At 33.0% G+C, this 16,478-nt stretch carries 18 protein-coding genes, 1 tRNA gene and 1 pseudogene; 5 read left to right on the top strand and 15 right to left on the bottom strand.

What is annotated here, in order from left to right; all coding sequences use genetic code 11:
- Nucleotides 1–9: 9 nt before the first annotated feature.
- The 11 genes from OLM51_RS11020 to OLM51_RS10970 form a co-directional block, all read right to left on the bottom strand.
- Nucleotides 10–1,296, bottom strand: coding sequence for a Glu/Leu/Phe/Val family dehydrogenase (locus OLM51_RS11020; protein ID WP_264550671.1), 1,287 nt, complete (start codon nt 1,294–1,296; stop codon nt 10–12).
- Nucleotides 1,297–1,742: 446 nt separating this feature from the next.
- Nucleotides 1,743–2,597 carry a DMT family transporter gene (locus OLM51_RS11015; protein ID WP_264550670.1) on the bottom strand — a complete coding sequence of 285 codons (855 nt, stop codon included), beginning with the start codon at nt 2,595–2,597 and terminating at the stop codon, nt 1,743–1,745.
- A 30-nt stretch (nt 2,598–2,627) separates the two neighbouring features.
- Nucleotides 2,628–3,947: a serine hydrolase gene (locus OLM51_RS11010; protein ID WP_264550669.1), complete on the bottom strand. Its 1,320-nt coding sequence runs from the start codon at nt 3,945–3,947 to the stop codon at nt 2,628–2,630.
- Between the two features lie 5 nt (nt 3,948–3,952).
- Nucleotides 3,953–4,390 (bottom strand): MarR family winged helix-turn-helix transcriptional regulator, encoded by a 438-nt coding sequence (locus OLM51_RS11005; protein WP_264550668.1) that lies wholly within the window; start codon nt 4,388–4,390, stop codon nt 3,953–3,955.
- 136 nt (nt 4,391–4,526) lie between these two features.
- On the bottom strand, nt 4,527–4,868 hold the full coding sequence (locus OLM51_RS11000) for a hypothetical protein (protein WP_264550667.1): 342 nt from the start codon (nt 4,866–4,868) through the stop codon (nt 4,527–4,529).
- 5 nt (nt 4,869–4,873) lie between these two features.
- Nucleotides 4,874–6,337 carry an AAA family ATPase gene (locus OLM51_RS10995; RefSeq protein WP_264550666.1) on the bottom strand — a complete coding sequence of 488 codons (1,464 nt, stop codon included), beginning with the start codon at nt 6,335–6,337 and terminating at the stop codon, nt 4,874–4,876.
- Between the two features lie 144 nt (nt 6,338–6,481).
- On the bottom strand, nt 6,482–7,600 hold the full coding sequence (locus OLM51_RS10990; protein ID WP_264550665.1) for a vWA domain-containing protein: 1,119 nt from the start codon (nt 7,598–7,600) through the stop codon (nt 6,482–6,484).
- Between the two features lie 106 nt (nt 7,601–7,706).
- Entirely contained in the window at nt 7,707–8,105 is a 399-nt protein-coding gene (locus OLM51_RS10985; RefSeq protein WP_264550664.1) for a YchJ family protein, read from the bottom strand.
- The gene (locus tag OLM51_RS10980) at nt 8,074–8,310 is read right to left on the bottom strand and encodes a hypothetical protein (RefSeq protein ID WP_264550663.1); all 237 of its coding nucleotides are present in this window, start codon (nt 8,308–8,310) and stop codon (nt 8,074–8,076) included. Before OLM51_RS10980 ends, OLM51_RS10985 begins: the two co-directional genes overlap by 32 nt.
- Before the next feature lie 113 nt (nt 8,311–8,423).
- Nucleotides 8,424–8,564: a hypothetical protein gene (locus OLM51_RS10975; protein WP_243233019.1), complete on the bottom strand. Its 141-nt coding sequence runs from the start codon at nt 8,562–8,564 to the stop codon at nt 8,424–8,426.
- On the bottom strand, nt 8,564–9,106 hold the full coding sequence (locus OLM51_RS10970) for a hypothetical protein (RefSeq protein ID WP_264550662.1): 543 nt from the start codon (nt 9,104–9,106) through the stop codon (nt 8,564–8,566). The genes OLM51_RS10975 and OLM51_RS10970 overlap by 1 nt, the downstream gene beginning before the upstream one ends.
- 86 nt (nt 9,107–9,192) lie before the next feature.
- Between OLM51_RS10970 and OLM51_RS10965 the strand changes: the two genes are divergently transcribed.
- The 4 genes and pseudogenes from OLM51_RS10965 to OLM51_RS10950 form a co-directional block, all read left to right on the top strand.
- Nucleotides 9,193–9,444 (top strand): hypothetical protein, encoded by a 252-nt coding sequence (locus tag OLM51_RS10965; RefSeq protein WP_213260012.1) that lies wholly within the window; start codon nt 9,193–9,195, stop codon nt 9,442–9,444.
- A 203-nt stretch (nt 9,445–9,647) separates the two neighbouring features.
- The gene (locus OLM51_RS10960; protein ID WP_264550661.1) at nt 9,648–10,088 is read left to right on the top strand and encodes a KTSC domain-containing protein; all 441 of its coding nucleotides are present in this window, start codon (nt 9,648–9,650) and stop codon (nt 10,086–10,088) included.
- Nucleotides 10,089–10,346: 258 nt separating this feature from the next.
- Nucleotides 10,347–11,108 carry a DUF4369 domain-containing protein gene (locus OLM51_RS10955; protein ID WP_264550660.1) on the top strand — a complete coding sequence of 254 codons (762 nt, stop codon included), beginning with the start codon at nt 10,347–10,349 and terminating at the stop codon, nt 11,106–11,108.
- Between the two features lie 66 nt (nt 11,109–11,174).
- Nucleotides 11,175–11,513 (top strand): annotated as a pseudogene (locus OLM51_RS10950) (TlpA family protein disulfide reductase); the annotation flags it as partial.
- A gap of 132 nt (nt 11,514–11,645) precedes the next feature.
- Here OLM51_RS10950 and OLM51_RS10945 read toward each other — a convergent pair.
- The 4 genes from OLM51_RS10945 to OLM51_RS10930 form a co-directional block, all read right to left on the bottom strand.
- The gene (locus tag OLM51_RS10945) at nt 11,646–12,449 is read right to left on the bottom strand and encodes a helix-turn-helix domain-containing protein (RefSeq protein WP_264550659.1); all 804 of its coding nucleotides are present in this window, start codon (nt 12,447–12,449) and stop codon (nt 11,646–11,648) included.
- Between the two features lie 109 nt (nt 12,450–12,558).
- Nucleotides 12,559–13,551, bottom strand: coding sequence for an SDR family NAD(P)-dependent oxidoreductase (locus OLM51_RS10940; RefSeq protein ID WP_264550658.1), 993 nt, complete (start codon nt 13,549–13,551; stop codon nt 12,559–12,561).
- Nucleotides 13,552–13,889: 338 nt separating this feature from the next.
- Nucleotides 13,890–13,970: transfer RNA gene (locus OLM51_RS10935), tRNA-Tyr, on the bottom strand.
- Between the two features lie 488 nt (nt 13,971–14,458).
- A complete protein-coding gene (locus OLM51_RS10930) occupies nt 14,459–15,451 on the bottom strand; it encodes a taurine catabolism dioxygenase TauD (protein ID WP_264550657.1) in 993 nt (330 codons plus the stop codon).
- A gap of 388 nt (nt 15,452–15,839) precedes the next feature.
- Between OLM51_RS10930 and OLM51_RS10925 the strand changes: the two genes are divergently transcribed.
- A complete protein-coding gene (locus OLM51_RS10925) occupies nt 15,840–16,475 on the top strand; it encodes a nitroreductase (protein ID WP_264550656.1) in 636 nt (211 codons plus the stop codon).
- The last annotated feature ends 3 nt before the right edge of the window (nt 16,476–16,478 follow it).

The following is a 16,478-nucleotide window of genomic DNA, read 5'->3' as shown; positions in this document are numbered from 1 at the left end:
TACTATTTTTTAATTCTGTTTAAATTTTGGCGCTTCTAAAGCCACTTCTTTTACAGATTGTGTGTCGGCTACTTTTTGCAAAGCAATAATATAAGCCGCTATTCGAGGTGTTACATTGTACTTTGCAGCAATTCTAAAAACGGTTTCGAAACCCTTTTCTAAAATATCTTCCAATCTCGTGTTAATCTGGTGAATTCTCCAGGATTCTAAAAGCGAATTCTGAAGCCACTCAAAATAAGAAACTGTCACACCGCCGGCATTGGCTAAAATATCCGGAACTACCAAAACATTATTATCATGCAATATAGTATCGGCATCTGATGAAACCGGACCATTTGCGCCTTCTACAATAATTTTGGCACGAATGTCTTTTGCATTCTGTTGCGTAATAACATCTTCTTTTGCTGCAGGAATTAAAACATCAACATCCAAAAGCAATAATTCCTCATGTTTTATCGCTACAGAATTTGGATATCCTTTAATACTTTTATTATTCAGATTATAATATAAAATTAACTCTGGTATATTAATTCCATCCGGGTTGTAAAATGCTTCCGAAACATCACTTACAGCAACCACCTTTAGTCCTTTTTCGAATAAAAATAAAGCCGAATGCAAACCAACATTTCCAAATCCCTGAATAGCCACACTTGATCTTGCCGGTCTTAGTTTTAATTTTTGAAGCGCCAGTAATGTTATTATACTCACACCTCTTCCTGTAGCTTCTACCCTGCCTAATGAACCTCCTGAATGTAAATGTTTCCCCGTTACTACGGCATGAATTGTTTTACCGTGCACGATTGAAAACTCATCCATTAACCAGCCCATTTCATCAGGACCAGTTCCCATGTCAGGGGCCGGAACATCTTTTTCCGGACCAAAAATATCCGATAATCTTTGTGTGTATGCTCTGGTAATTCTTTCTAATTCTCCTTTAGAAAGCGTTCTTGGATCACAAATAATTCCGCCTTTTGCCCCTCCAAAAGGAATTCCTGTCACGGCAGACTTCCAGGTCATCCAGGCAGCCAATGCTTTTACCTCATCCAGATTTACGGCTGTATCGTAACGTATTCCTCCTTTTGACGGACCTAACGCAGTATTATGTATAACGCGGTATCCTTCAAAATTTTGCTGATTTCCATTATCCAGTGTAATAGAAAAATTAACTACAATTTGTTTTTCAGGACGTTGCAGTTTTTGCCTGATTGATTCTTCAAGGTTAAGAATATCGGCTGCTACATTAAAACGATCAATCATCGATTGAAACGGATTCTGTTTTATAATTTCTGAACTCATCTTTTTTCTTTTTAATTTTTGGTTTACTTGATTTGGGTATATCGTATTATTTTTTCATTGAAATAAAATCTGCAATAACTGCACATACAACACGGAATTTTCATCAGACAACAGTGCATCATAATATTTGTGTTTCTATTTGATCTCATATTTAGGGTTATTAATAGTTCTAAAAAAAAGCCTTTCATTGGTGCATGAAAGGCTAAAAAAAAAAATAACTAACAAGTACTTTCTCTATTAACGCCATTTCATCGCATAGTTCATCATGCAGCACATCGCCTCACTGCACATAAACGGGATGATATTTCGACTAAAGTTTTTCATTGTTAAGACAAATTTATAAATATATTTTATAAATTCTATCGAATTAGTAGAGTTTATTTTTAAAACTTTTAAAAAAACCTAAAAACAAGCTGTAAATTAAGGAATTAAGAAGCTTATAAAAATTATTTAAATTGCGAAAAAACAATAAAAACGATTGCTATTAAGGCTAAAAACAGACCTGCAAAATTAATTTTAGATAATTTTTCTTTAAAAAAAAGTGTTCCGACTACACTGCCCAAAATAATCACACCCATATTCATTCCGGCAAAAACAGTTGACGGATTCTCAGAAAATGCTTTATGTGCTTTTAGATAAAATAAGATATTTCCAAAGTTAAAAATTCCCACCCCAGCGCCAAAAAGCAAATTTTTAATATTCAGTTTATCATTTTTAATGATGATTCCGTACAAAACAATTCCTACGGCAATAACCAACGAAATCCCAAAAACAACAAACAAAGAAGTAGTATAAGGCAATGTTGTATAAAGGGCTATTTGTTTAAAAAGAATGTCAATAAAACCAAAACCTAACAATACAAGAGCCGGATAAATCCACTTGTTCTCGCTATTCTCAGTCTGCTTTCTTAAGATGAACAAAAGCGCTATAAAACCAACAATAAGCCCTATTACTTTATAAGAATTAAATTCTTCCTTAAAAATGAGCCAGGCAGCCAATATCGGAATAAATAAGGACAAACGCTGTGCAGCATCGGTCTTTACAATTCCCATAGTTTTTATTGAAGCAGCTAAAAAAAAGAAAACAACCGGAAGTAAAACACCAACTGTAACATAAATATTCCATGGTGCATCTGCTGTAATTTCTTCTAAATTTGGACTAAAAGTAAAATAACAAAGAGCAATCGCTATAACATAATTGAATGCAATAATCTGAATGGGGTTTGAATTGTATTTACGGGTGATTTTAAAGATTATACCAACGGTAACACTGCAAAGTATACTTAGAATTAGAAACAGCATAGAATTAAATTTTGAATGCAAAAATAGCACTTATACTCCCTTACTTTTAATTTTAACTTCTTTTATTCCTGCCTTTTTTATTTCCAGCTGTGTAACTTTCCCTTTTTTATTTTTAATGAACTCAACCGTAGTATTGCAATTGTCTGAACGAAAAAATTTAGTTTGAGACTCCGGCAACAACTCAATATCATAATCAAGATAATACAACTTGTTATCTTTCTTTAAAATTTTAATATTCTCATACTCCCCTGCATATTGATCATAGATTTTTTCATCAATTACTGTTTGAGTATGCTTATACGGAAGCTCAACTTCTTTTCCAAAACAAACTCCGGCAAGACCATATGCGATATAATAAGATTTTGACTGATTGTTAGATAAAACCGTGATTAAAATATTGTCATTTGTATATTTATTGAATGAAGTCATTGTCCCGAAAAAACCACCATCGTGGGCAATCAATTGGTGATCCTGATTGTAAAATGGATTAACCAAAACTCCAAATCCAAAATTTTGATCATTATAAGAAGTAAACATCTTTTTCTTTGACTCTTCTGATAAAATAATCTCACTGTCAAACAACGCCTTGTTCCATAAATACAAATCTTCAACCGTTGAATAAACGCCGTCATGACCTATATTAAAATTCCAATTGATATAGGGATTTTTTATTAGCTTATCATTTTCAAAATAATACGATTTAGTCATTTTATCTACAATTGCATTATTTGTTGAAATACCTGAATTGTACATTTTGGCTCTGCTAAACAATTGCTGTTCTAAAAATACGGCATAAGGCTGACCTGATACTTTATCAATAATTTTTGCTAATAAATAATAACCTATATTACTGTAAGCTGTACTTGTTCCAGGTTCAAACAGCAATGGCTTTTTGATGATATAATGATAAACGGAATCTTGATCTAAATCTGTCTTGGACAAATACAATTCATCAAAATCCATTTGCAAACCAGAATTATGAGTGAGCAACATTTTTATCGTTATTTTTTCTCCTTTTGGAAAATCAGCAAAATACAACTTAATAGGATCTTCTAATGAAAGTTTTTTACGCTCTGCCAATTGAAGAATTGCAACTGCTGTAAACTGTTTAGAAACTGAGGCCAGACTAAATTTTGAATCTATTGTATTTTCAGTTTTCCATTCATAATCAGCAAATCCATAGGCCTTTTTGAATAGTATTGAGTCATTTTTAGAAACTAAAACAGTGCCACTGAAATCATTAACTGCAAACTGTGCGTCCATGTACTTTTCAAGTTTACTACCCAATTCCTTTTGCGAATAGCCAAAAGTAAAAATGAACAACATGATTAAGATTAATTTTGATTTCATACTTCTCATTTTTTACAATTACGAATTATTTTATGCAATGTTTGATCTAGCAATGTTATTTCACTTACAGATAAACCATATAAAGCTGTCTCTCTGTTTGATTGAATAACCGGCTCAATTAATTCAATAGTTTTCAATGCTTTTTCGGTAATCATAAGATTGAACTTTCTTCTGTCTTCCGGATGAATGGTTCGGGATAAATAATCCTTTTTTACCATTAACTCGATCATTCTAGTTATAGAAGCATTGTCTTTAAAAACAAGATTTGCCAATTCGTTCTGAGAAATATCCCGATTATCATTTAATATAATTAGCACCAGACATTGATCTACTGTAATATCTTTTACCACTTTGGCAATGTTTTTCTGTGCCAGTTTGCGATATTCTTTAATTGCCAATTCTATAGAATACAAAGCAGTTCCGGTTGGATTTTCAAGTTTCATAATTCATTTATTTGATATAAATATAATTGATATATCAAATATAATAAAAAAAATAACAAACCCGACAAGTTTTAAAAACTTGTCGGGTTTGACTACTATCGATTAATTTTATTTCAGATAAATTTCAAAATAATTACTACTTATAAAATTCTTTGCTTTTTTCAATATATGCTTTAGTTATCCCCAAAACTAAATCTGGATTCTCCATAGTTTCAATATACTGTATAGTTTCCGAAATACTAAAATTGTCCAATAAAAATTCTTTACCTTCTTTAGTAATTTGATATTTTTTTTCGGCCCCATTATCAAATCTTTCAGAAATAACTACAAGTTCATTTCTTAATAAAACCTCTACATTATCTCTCATATTAGAAGGAAAATCAGCTCTGTCAAAAAACTTAACTAAAGAATAAATACCATTTATTCCCGGATCACCTGAAATTAAAAATAAAATCAAAACTTGCTTTTTTGTAAGCATTATAACTATAGTTTACTAATATAACTTCCGTACATATCCTTAAACTGACTACCGGTTGCAAACCGATCTTTGCTTAATTTTTTGTATTCAACTAAAGCCCATAAAATAAATTCTTTCATAAAGTACTGGTCTTTTTGATCTAAATGAGGCTGATATTTTTTAAGCAAATCTTCTAAAGGCGTAACCTCATCCAAAATACTTTTATATTCAACATCTGAGGCGTCGTCTAATAATTCAAATCCGCTTTCTGCAAAAAACCATTCTACTAAATCTGAATATGGCGTTTTTTCTCCCGGTTTTTCCAGTTTTTCGATCTTCGGAAAATGCGCCGGAAACAAAGTTCTTATAGCCGAACCTATTAAATATTGGGCAACTGTGGCTGCTCCCTCTTGCTCCCCTTCATAAACCAATTCTACTTTTCCTGTAATGGCCGGAATTATTCCAATAAAATCAGACAATCTTAAAGTAGTATTATCCGCTCCTGATTTTAATGCTCTGCGTTCTGCTGTACTAATTAAATTTTCAAGAGCCGTGATACTCATTCTGGCACTTACACCACTTTTATTGTCTATATATTCACTTTCACGAGCTTCAAAACTTATTTGTTCCAGAATATCTCTCGCTAAATCTGGCACATAAACCAGATTACTTTGATTTTCATCCAGCTTTGCTTCCTGTTGAGTAATTGTTCTGGCAACTTCTACACTTTCAGGATAATGTGTTAAAATCTGAGAACCTATTCTGTCTTTTAAAGGAGTTACAATACTTCCTCGATTTGTGTAATCTTCCGGATTTGCCGTAAAAACAAATTGCATATCCAACGGCATTCTTAGCTTAAATCCTCGAATCTGAATATCTCCTTCCTGCAAAATATTAAATAATGCCACCTGAATTCTGGCTTGCAAATCCGGCAATTCATTAATAACAAAAATACAGCGATTGGCTCTGGGAATCATTCCGAAATGAATAACACGATCGTCTGCATAAGAGAGTTTTAAATTTGCCGCTTTTATAGGGTCAACATCTCCAATTAAATCGGCAACTGTAACATCGGGAGTTGCTAATTTTTCAAAGAAACGATCATTTCTGTGCAGCCATGAAATTGGTGTTTCATCTCCCTTTTCGGCGATTAAATCTTTAGCAAAACGAGAAATCGGATGAAACGGATCATCATTAATTTCAGAATTAGAAACAAACGGAATATATTCATCCAGAAGTTCTACCATTTTGTGCGCTAAACGCGTTTTTGCCTGTCCGCGAAGCCCCAACAAATTAATATTATGACGTGACAGAATCGCCCGTTCCAATTCTGGAATAACGGTGTTTTCGAATCCGTGAACACCTTCAAAAACAGGCTTTCCTGATTTAATTTTCTCACGAAGATTATTTCGTAATTCATCTTTAATACTGGTACTTTTATATCCTGCAGCTTTTAACTGACCTAATGTTTTTATATTGTTTATTTCCATGTTTTTGATTTAAAAATTGAAAGATTAAATGATTTAAAAATTCAATGTATTTTGTTTTTATGATAATTTAATTAGACGCACTGCCGTGTGTCTCTAAGATTTTTGTCCCTCTTAACCTTTGTAACTTTGTAACTTTGAGTCTATTTAACGAACTCTTTTCTTCCTATTTGTTTCGTAATCTTCAAAAATCATTTCTCCAAGACCTTTTAATCCTGTATAAAATGCTTTTCCCTGATTGGCTTCTGTAAAATGATTGACAAATCTTTGCAAATATGGATCATTTGCAATCATAAAAGTAGTTATTGGAATGTGCAATTTTCTGGCCTGTTGCGCCTGAGTATAACATTTGTCTACAATATACTGATCAAGTCCGTTACTATTCATATAATACGAACCATCACGCTCGCGAACACAACTCGGCTTTCCGTCGGTAATCATGAAAATCTGTTTGTTGGTATTTCGTTTTCTGCGTAAAATATCCATCGCCAACTGAAGTCCGGCAACTGTATTGGTATGATAAGGTCCTACTTGTAAATAAGGTAAATCCTTAATTGGAATCGTCCAGGCATCATTACCAAAAACCAAAATATCGAGCGTATCTTTTGGATAGCGGGTTGTAATTAATTCGGCAAGAGCCATGGCAACTTTCTTTGCCGGCGTGATCCGGTCTTCTCCATACAAAATCATACTATGACTGATATCAATCATCAGAACCGTACTCATTTGTGCCTTGTATTGTGTTTCTTCAACAACCAAATCATTTTCGGTCAGCATAAAGCTTTCAACACCATTATTAATCTGGGCATTTCGCAGACTTTCTGTCAAAGAAATACGTTCTAAACCATCGCCAAAATTAAACTCACGAAATTCACCTGTATGTTCATCTCCGTTTCCGGCATGTTTTGTTTTATGATTTCCGTTTCCGGATCGCTTTAAGTTTCCAAAAATCTGATCTAAAGCCTGCTGACGAATGGCGCGTTCCGTTTTTGCCGTTATGCCCAAACCATTTGTACCGTCTTCTTTGACTTTATCCTTTATATAACCTTTCTTTTTTAGATCTTCGATAAAATCATCGATTGTGTAGTTCTCATCGGTCAGTTTATATTCTATATCCAACTCCCGAAGCCAGCTGATTGCTTCATCAAAATCGCCCGAAGTATGGGTGATTAGCTCTTTGAAAATGCCAAAAAGTTTTTCAAACGGAGACTGAAACGGGGCTTCGTACGACTTAAAATAAAAACCTTTTTTAAATTCGTTTTTCATAATTCTAAAATTACGTTATTTTAGAATTATGAAAATAGAATCCTTTATTAATTTTTAGTTAAAATATTCAATCAAAATCAGCAACTAACAGTGTTAGATCTGATGATTATTCAAACTTTCCGTCTAAATAATACCAAGCATCATTTTCGAATTTAAAGGTTGAAAATTCGTAATGTGTCTGAGGTTTATTATTTGAATCTAAAAAGTAAGCTTTAAATTCGACTGTGTTTTCGGTAAAGCTCAGAATTTCTAACTTTTGCCATTTATTACTCACAGCCCATTTTAAAATTTCGGCTTTCGAATAAAATTGCCTTTCAGAAATATAGGTTGTTTCTAAAAGATAATCTGCATTATGAGTTGCATAGGCCGAATATCTGGAACGCATTAAAGCCAAAGCTGTTGGCGCTTTTTGATTGTTTTGAAGGTATAATCCGCAACAGTTTTCAAATTCCAGACCAGTATCGCAATAACATTTATGCATCGCCATCAACTTGTTCTTCCCCATTAATCTTTACATGAAGCTGATTTAACAGAACCTGATATCTGCTGATTTCCCTTAGTTCTTCATCTTCTTCGGCATGATCTAACATTTCATCTAATTCATCACTTACTTCAAGCAATTTATTATTAGCTTCTCTGTCATTTTTTACTGCCATCAAATCAATGATTTCCTGTACTCTTGCTTTTAGGGTTTCAAATTTACTATTCATATTTTTTTTGTTTGCTTCGCCCGTTCGGCTTTCAGCCTCGGGTCAGGTTTCAGGTTTCAGGTTTTCGCTCCAACAACTTGAAACGTTCAACATGAAACTTGAAACTATATTTATTACTCTTTATTTTCGTTGAATTTCTTTACGATTTCCTTTAATTTTTCTTTACGCGAAACTTCGGCTTGTTTTTTCTTCGCCTGGGCTTTGTGCAATTTGTCATTGTGAATTTTAATGTTTCTTTCGTTATTGCGTCCCATTATATTGCTCTTTTAATTTCTTCTAAACTTTTTTCGGTAAAAATCAATTCGTTGATAATCTGTTTTCTCAACTCATCAATATCATCATAATCAAAATACTTTGCCCAGGATGTTAGTTGCTGCAAATTCCTAATTTGTTTCAGTCTTTTTGCAGTTTCAAAACTTGTTCTTAGTACCGCTTTTTTATCATACTCCGGATTATTTCTATGCTGATAATTGGCAAGGTTTTTATCAAAATCAGCTTCGATATAATATAGTTTTTCTTCGGCATTATCAGGATAAAATTCGCTCCAGGCTGCAAAACCAATTTTAGTCTTTGATTCTGTTTCGGGTTCACACGCAATTAAACGCCATTTACTATTAGCCAGCCTTCCCCAGTGATTAGATACCCGATACATTCCTTTCTCTGTATAATAATAGGTACTTCCAGCTTTGCTTTCAAATTGCTTTTTTAAACCTTCAATCTCATTTGAAAGCACTTCATGAAAAACACAAAATGTATTTTTAAACGAATTTGGATGTGGTCTGTAATTCTTCTGCATGTGCAAATATACTCAGATTGTACGGAACTCCCTAAACCAAACATTAATTGCTTAACTTTGCAGCTTCAATTTTAAATAAAGAAATCATGTCTAAAGGAGCACACGAAAAAATGCTGAAAAAAGGAGTTTACACCGGCATCATAGAAAAAGATGAAAACAACAATTATTTTTGCGGTGAAATTCTTTTAGATTATAAAATTGCCAGTACTAATTTTCAGGTTGGAGATATGATTACAATCAAATCTGTAATTGAAAACCCAAGTGATATTAGTTACGATAAATATCCTAAGAAATCTAAAAACTTTGATAAGGCAAATTACAAACCGGAACAGAAGTAGTTTTTGTTTTAGGTTTCAGGTTTCAGGTTTAAACTTTGCGCATAAGTTTTGACATACGACTTCTAACATTCAACATATTTATTGAATATTTTTTCTATCAAAAGTAAAAAGTTAAAAAAAAGTGTACCTTTGCAAAAAATTTGTCGTTTTGAAGTAAAAAACATCCATTTCAAACTAATAGACAATAAGTTACATTTTTATTTATGAAAAAAATAGTTGAATACCGCAAGTTACTAAACGTAGACAAAACTGCAGAATTAAAAGATTTAAAAACCATTTATCGTAATGCGATGAAAGAATCTCATCCTGATAAATTTCAAGGTGATGATGCTGGTTTGAAAGCAGCAGAAGAAAAAAGTAAAGCAATTATTGAGGCTTACCACTTCTTAGTAAGTATTAATCCTGAAACGATTAAAGCTAACTTACCTGAATATACTGAGACTATAGCAAGTTCAACAATCACTGATTATAAATTTGTTGAAGGTCGTTTGATTATCGATTTTTCTAACGGAAGTGTTTATGAATACATTAGTGTTCCTAAAGCAACTTACGTAAAAATGGTAAACGCTGACTCACCAGGAAGATTTGCAAAAAGACATATCTTGAACTCTTTTACCTGGAGAAAGAAAACAAATCAAGAGTAATTTTATACTTAGATAAAGCCATAAGCACTTCGGTAACGGAGTGCTTTTTTTATGCCTAATTATTGCGAAAACGTTTATATTAAGCTGAAATAAAAACACTTTTAATAGCTTTTAAAGAAGTAAAACCATCAAACCCCTTGTAAACAAAGGCTTTAAGCTGCAAAAAACAATAACAAAATTTTAGGTTACAAAATTCTGTAAGTTTTATAATTTTAGATACTTTTGTTGCACAAATCAATTAACTAATTAATATTTATAATGAAAAAAATATTTTTTTTACTTACAGCTACTGCAGCTATTATTTCTTGCAGCAAAGTTAAAGACGGAGAATACTTAATTACTGGAACTGCTACAGGTATCGAAAACGGTAAAACTATCATTCTTCAAGGTCAGGATCCAACAACACATATAACTGTTGCTCTTGATACTGTAAAAGTTGAAAATGGAAAATTTGAAATAAAAGGTAAAGTAACTGAACCAGCTTTCCATACCTTAATTCTTCAGGATGCGAGAGGTCCTATTCAATTTATCTTAGAAAGCGGAGAAATCAATATCGCAATTGATAAAGACAGTATTCATAAATCTAAAGTTACCGGAACTTACAACAACGAAGAGTTTACTAAATTCCAGGATGAACTTACAAAAACTCAAAAAAGCTTAATTGATTTTCAGAAAAAGAATACTCAAAAAATGCAACAAGCTCAACAAGCTCAGGATACTGCAGTTATCAATAGCTTGATGAAACAATTTATGACACTTCAAACTGAAGTACAAGAGAAGTCTAAAAAATCATATGTTGCTTATGCTGAGTCTCACCCAAAATCTTTTATCTCTGTATTGATCGTTAAAGGAATGTCTGAAGATCCTACAGCAGATGCTAAAAAAGTAGAAAGTATCTATAACTCTTTAGATGAGTCATTAAAAAACACTATTCCTGGTAAAGAAGCTAAAGCTAAAATTGGTCAAGCAAAAATGCCTGCAGTAGGTGCAACAGCAGCTCCTGTTGGTAGCGCTAAATGAAGAGCAGATTTTTCAGCTCCTAATCCAGAAGGAAAAGTAGTTTCTCTTAAAGAAAGTTTAGGAAAAGTAACTATCGTTGATTTTTGGGCTTCATGGTGCGGACCATGCAGAAAGGAAAATCCAAATGTTGTAGCTATATACAAAGAGTTACATTCAAAAGGACTAAATATAATTGGTGTTTCTTTAGATAAAGAAAAAAGCAAGTGGACAGAAGCTATCGCAAAAGATGGTTTAACATGGACACACGTTTCAAACTTAAAATTTTGGGACGAACCAATTGCAAAACAATATAATGTTGAATCAATTCCTGCTACTTTTATTCTTGATGCTTCAGGAAAAGTAGTAGCTCAGGACTTAAGAGGTCCGGAATTGAGAGCAAAAATCCTTGAACTTTTAGCTAAATAAGGCTTAGTTTTAGAACAAAACAAAAAATCTCCCTAGCGGAGATTTTTTTGTTTTATACAATGCCATAGTTTATAAACAGATCTTCGTTAACGTATATAGGATCGAATGTATAAATTTGATTTCTAAAGTATCTTAAAGCAATTGTTTTGGAGAAATTCCATATTGCTTCTTAAAAGCATATGAAAAATGAGATAAATTCTCAAAACCAACTTCAAGGTAAACGTCAATAGGTTTTTTCTTTTTTTCGGTTAATTGATAATAAGCTAATTCAAGTCTTTTCTGGGTTAGCCATTTTTGCGGAGTTGTTTTGAAAAACTTTTTGAAATCCCGGTTGAATGTTGATAAACTGCGACCAGTAAGATAACCTAGTTTCTCCAAAGGCATGTTGAACATAAAATTACGTTCCATAAAACTAATTAAATCAATTTTACCTGGTTCATCAAAATTAGCTAATACATTGTCGACATCTTTGTCAATTTCTCTCAAAATATTCAAAGCTTCGGTTATTTTTAAAGAAGCCAGTTCCTCTGAAAAACCATCTTTCAAATCAAAATAAGGGACAAGTGAAGCTAAGCAGCTTTCTAATAAAGGATGGTTTTTAAAACTGTAAATTTTGTTTTCAGTAGCTGGGTTTTTATTATATTCGATTTTCTTATAAAATCCCTTTAACCGTTCAACCGTGAGATGCATAACCACCGTTTTATGCGGTTGCCCATTTGAAGGATAATTAATTATTGTTGCAAGCTGGTTTCTGGGAATTAAAAAGATATCTCCTTGCTTAAAAAGAAAGGAGATGTCATACTGTATAATTTTTGTTTCTCCAGAGATAAACCAAACCAGCATATGATCATCAAACATGACATCTGATTTAAAGAACTTATCCTCATAGCAGGACAGTTTGATCTCAGGGGTTAAATATTTAGATATATGCTCCATAACTAATTGGTATAATTTATCTCTATATTCTTCTTTAAGAAAGATTTTATTAATGTAAAGATAGAAAGTATCATTTGTTTTTAGTCCGTTTAAATTTATATTGAACTACCTACATAAAGGATAAACCTGTCATTTGCTCGCTTAAATTCCATAATTTCTTAGCATTGTATTCGTCCAAAGAATAAGGAGCAACACCAGATGTTCCAATACTTTCTTCAGATAGTAATAAAGCAATATCTCCATCTTCACAATAAACACCACCAATATTATCAAGCAAAGAACTTGTAGCACACCATATAGTTGTGGCAGCACCTTGCGATATTGATTTTAGCCTTGCTGCAACCTCAGGCATTATATTGCCTTCTGCATCTAAGAAGCCCATTTTTTGAAACAATTCTAAAGATGCTTCTCTTGCTAATTCAGTCCCCGCAATTGAACCCGGATGTACTGAATAGGCTCTTATATTGAAAGATTTCGCACGATTATCAAGCTCAAGAGAAAATAAATTACTTGCTGTTTTTGATTGCCCATAAGCTTGCAAAGTTTCATATTCTCTGTGAAGAAAGTTAGGATCCTCAAAATCGAAAGGAGACATATGATGCCCAAGAGAAGATACATTAACAACCCTTGAGCCATTCGCTTTTTTAAGTGCAGGAAAAAGTTTTGCTGTCAAATGGAATTGCCCTAAGTAATTAGTCGCCAATTGTGATTCGATGCCGCGACTGTCTCTGCGTAAAGGTACCCACATAATACCTGCATTATTTATAAGTAAATGCAAAGGTCTCTCCGAAGACAGGAATTTCTCAGCAAACGCATCAATAGAACCGGGATTCATAATATCCATTACCTCCAATTCGACATTTTTTACGCCTTCCAAATTCATCTTAGCTTTTTCAATGTCTCTTGCAGGTACAATTACTGTAGCACCAGCATTTGCTAATGTTTTAGTTGTTTCAAGACCAATGCCTGCATTTCCACCAGTTACAATTACAATCTTTCCTTTAAGGTCAATTCCTTTGATAACATCAGCCGTTGTGGATTTTGCATTAAATCCAGAACCTATCGATTGTTGTAACGCTCCCTGATAATTGTTTTGTCTCATTTTATTAAATATTAAAAAGTTATGAGACAAAATTAGACACATCACATCTGCTTTACTTTGTTTAAAAAGTCAATTTATTTTGTTTAAAATGTCGTTTAAAACAAAATAGTCGGATTATCATACATTATTTTTGAATTATCCTGGAAAAGGTAAAGAGGTCAGGCACAAAAACTAAACAAGTATAACCTGATAGCGAGTTTATACTACAATTTAGTCACAAAACTTTTGATCGTTTTTACAAAGATTGAAAAAACTGCCGCTTTTTAGATTTTGCAGCTTTATTCCTTTTATCCAATTTTAGCTAAAAAAAAAGTCCTAATCAAAGATTAGGACTTTTGTGGGGAGAGCAGGATTCGAACCTGCGAAGTTCACACAGCAGATTTACAGTCTGCCCTCGTTGGCCGCTTGAGTATCTCCCCGAAGCTTTGTATTATTGCGCTTTGTTGTTCTAAGCGGTTGCAAATATAGGAACGTTTTCTACATTTACAAACAAAAAACGAACTTAATTTTAAGTTATTTATTAATTATTTTTTAATTGATTGGAATTGAATAAAATAAAAATCTCTTCATTAGAGATATTTTTTTATTCATTCTTAAAAATAGGATTATTCTCATGGTACGTCTATAGTTTTTACTTTCCATTCGATCTTTATAAAATTCGCCAGTTATTGTTTTTATTGACATTTTAAAGTAACTATTGAGGAAATAAAAAACCTTTTCAACATTAATTTTCGATGCTAAAAAAAATCAGTGCTAAGAGTTGTTCGCTATTTAGTTGGTAAAACTCAATCATTTATTTCATTTTTGCTCTCTCATATGTATAACTTATTTGAAGGTTTGTATTGATCTAATATAGAAAGAGACATCAAATATAATTTGACATCTCTTTTTATTTCAGCCTCACTGTTTAATCCTGATCAAAAACTTTTCCTAAATGTTCTTCCATAACAAAATAGGGATCATCTGTTTGCGTCATCGCTCTTATATGAATTAAACTGGTTTTACTCATCATTCTGAGCATCTGTCGTCTCTCGCACTTCACAATCTTACCATTTTCCTCCCTCTGCCCTGCCGTAAAAGCACTTCTTCCATGGGCACATAAGTGATTATTGACAAATACAACATCTCCGGAATCCGGTATATAATCACTATTAATCAACTCTTTTGCCTCGTTCCAGAATTCAGTCAAATTGTAAAGAGCTTCGGGTGTTTGCCCAGCCTTTTCATTAAATATCTGCTCGGCTGCATCGAATCTAATAAAAGGCAATTCTTTATTTCCGTATAGAACAGAAGCCAGCGGACCATTATTAATTTCTTCATCATAATTGGCGTCCTTAGGACATTGATAAATAGGCCTAAAAAGCTTTTCCATTACTTCATTAACCCCGCCATGTGATCGTACCGAGTAAAGTGTTGAAGGAACTCTCTCTTCATTTCGCAAATAAAGAAAGCTTAAAAAGTCAGCCTGATGAAGAAGAAACGCATCTTCAGTATGAACATACAGATTCGTTTTTGATCCTGATCCTGTCTGTGTAACAGCCATTTTTTCATCCGGAATAACAGCATGAAGAATTCCTCCGCCTTTTCGTTGTGCATAATACTGAACAGGTTTAGAAGGAACTGCGCCATGCAGCAGCGAACAAATAAAGCCGTATTTATTGAGTTTTGAGTAATCAGCACTCTGCCAGTTCGCGGGAGTCGGCCCCAAATGATCCTGATCCACTTCCAAAAGGCCTTTAAAAATAATGGCTCCATATTGGTCTGCCGAGAAATCTGTTCCAAAACGGCTTAAGATTCTGGCTATTCGTTCCGGAAGAAGCTGGAAAGAATAAAGATGAAGTGCCGCTATATAATCTGGATTTTCATAACTCTGGAATGCCTTCTCCAGCAGAGTGCCCACATTAGACAAAATATTTCTTTCCTGTGGGGTAACCTCCACTATCAGCGGGCCAGTAGGAATTGAATAAACGTAACTTTCTTTTACTGGTATTTCATCTTCAATTAATGAGTGTGATTTCATTTATAAGTTTATTTAATTGTTAATAAAAATTTGGACAAACAAAAAACACAAACGGTTGAAATCAACCAGTATAAAAATAAAACATCACTCAGATACATTTTAAAAATGTACAGAATTTCATATATTTTTTTTGTTTTATTTTTTTTATAAAGATTAATTTCTACATTTGCTTGCACTGTTTTTATTTATTCTAAATAAGATTTACTTACAAATATATTTGTTTTATAATTTATAAAAAGAATTTTCTTAAATAATTTTTTAAAAAAATATGAATATTAGTACCAAACCCAGCAAACTTAAGGTGTCAGATTTTCAACCTGGTCAAAATAAAATTTCAAAAATCATCCGAACCAGAAGAAGTGTTTACGCAGATGAGTTTGTAAAGCAAAATATACCCGATGAATTATTAAATGAAATTTTAACAAACGCAACTTATGCCCCTACACACAAAATGACCGAGCCATGGAGGTTTATTGTTTTAAAGGATGGCTATTTAGAGAAACTAGGATCCTTTTTGGCTGCCTATTACAAAGACTTCTATTATGAAAAATTTTCTGCCGAAACTGCTCTCGAAAAGTACAATCTGCTTAAAGAATATCCTCTTAATTCAGCTTGTGTGATTGGCGTTGTCATGGTTCGTAATCACAAAATAGACCTTCCGGAATGGGAAGAAGTTGCCGCCGTTTCATCTGCTGTTCAAAACATAGCACTCACCTGCACTGCCCATAATATTGGGAGTTACTGGAGTACATCGGCAGGTGCAATTGATTATGTAAAGCAATTTGATCTGGCCGAAAATGAAAAATCTCTCGGTTTAATTTATGTTGGATACTATCCCGAAGATATTGAACCGTCAAGAAAAAAAAGAACTCCTGTTTCTAACAAAGTAACCTATTTTAAATAACCC

Source organism: Flavobacterium sp. N2038 (assembly GCF_025947185.1).
Lineage (GTDB): Bacteria > Bacteroidota > Bacteroidia > Flavobacteriales > Flavobacteriaceae > Flavobacterium.
This window is presented reverse-complemented; position numbering and strand designations above follow the sequence as displayed.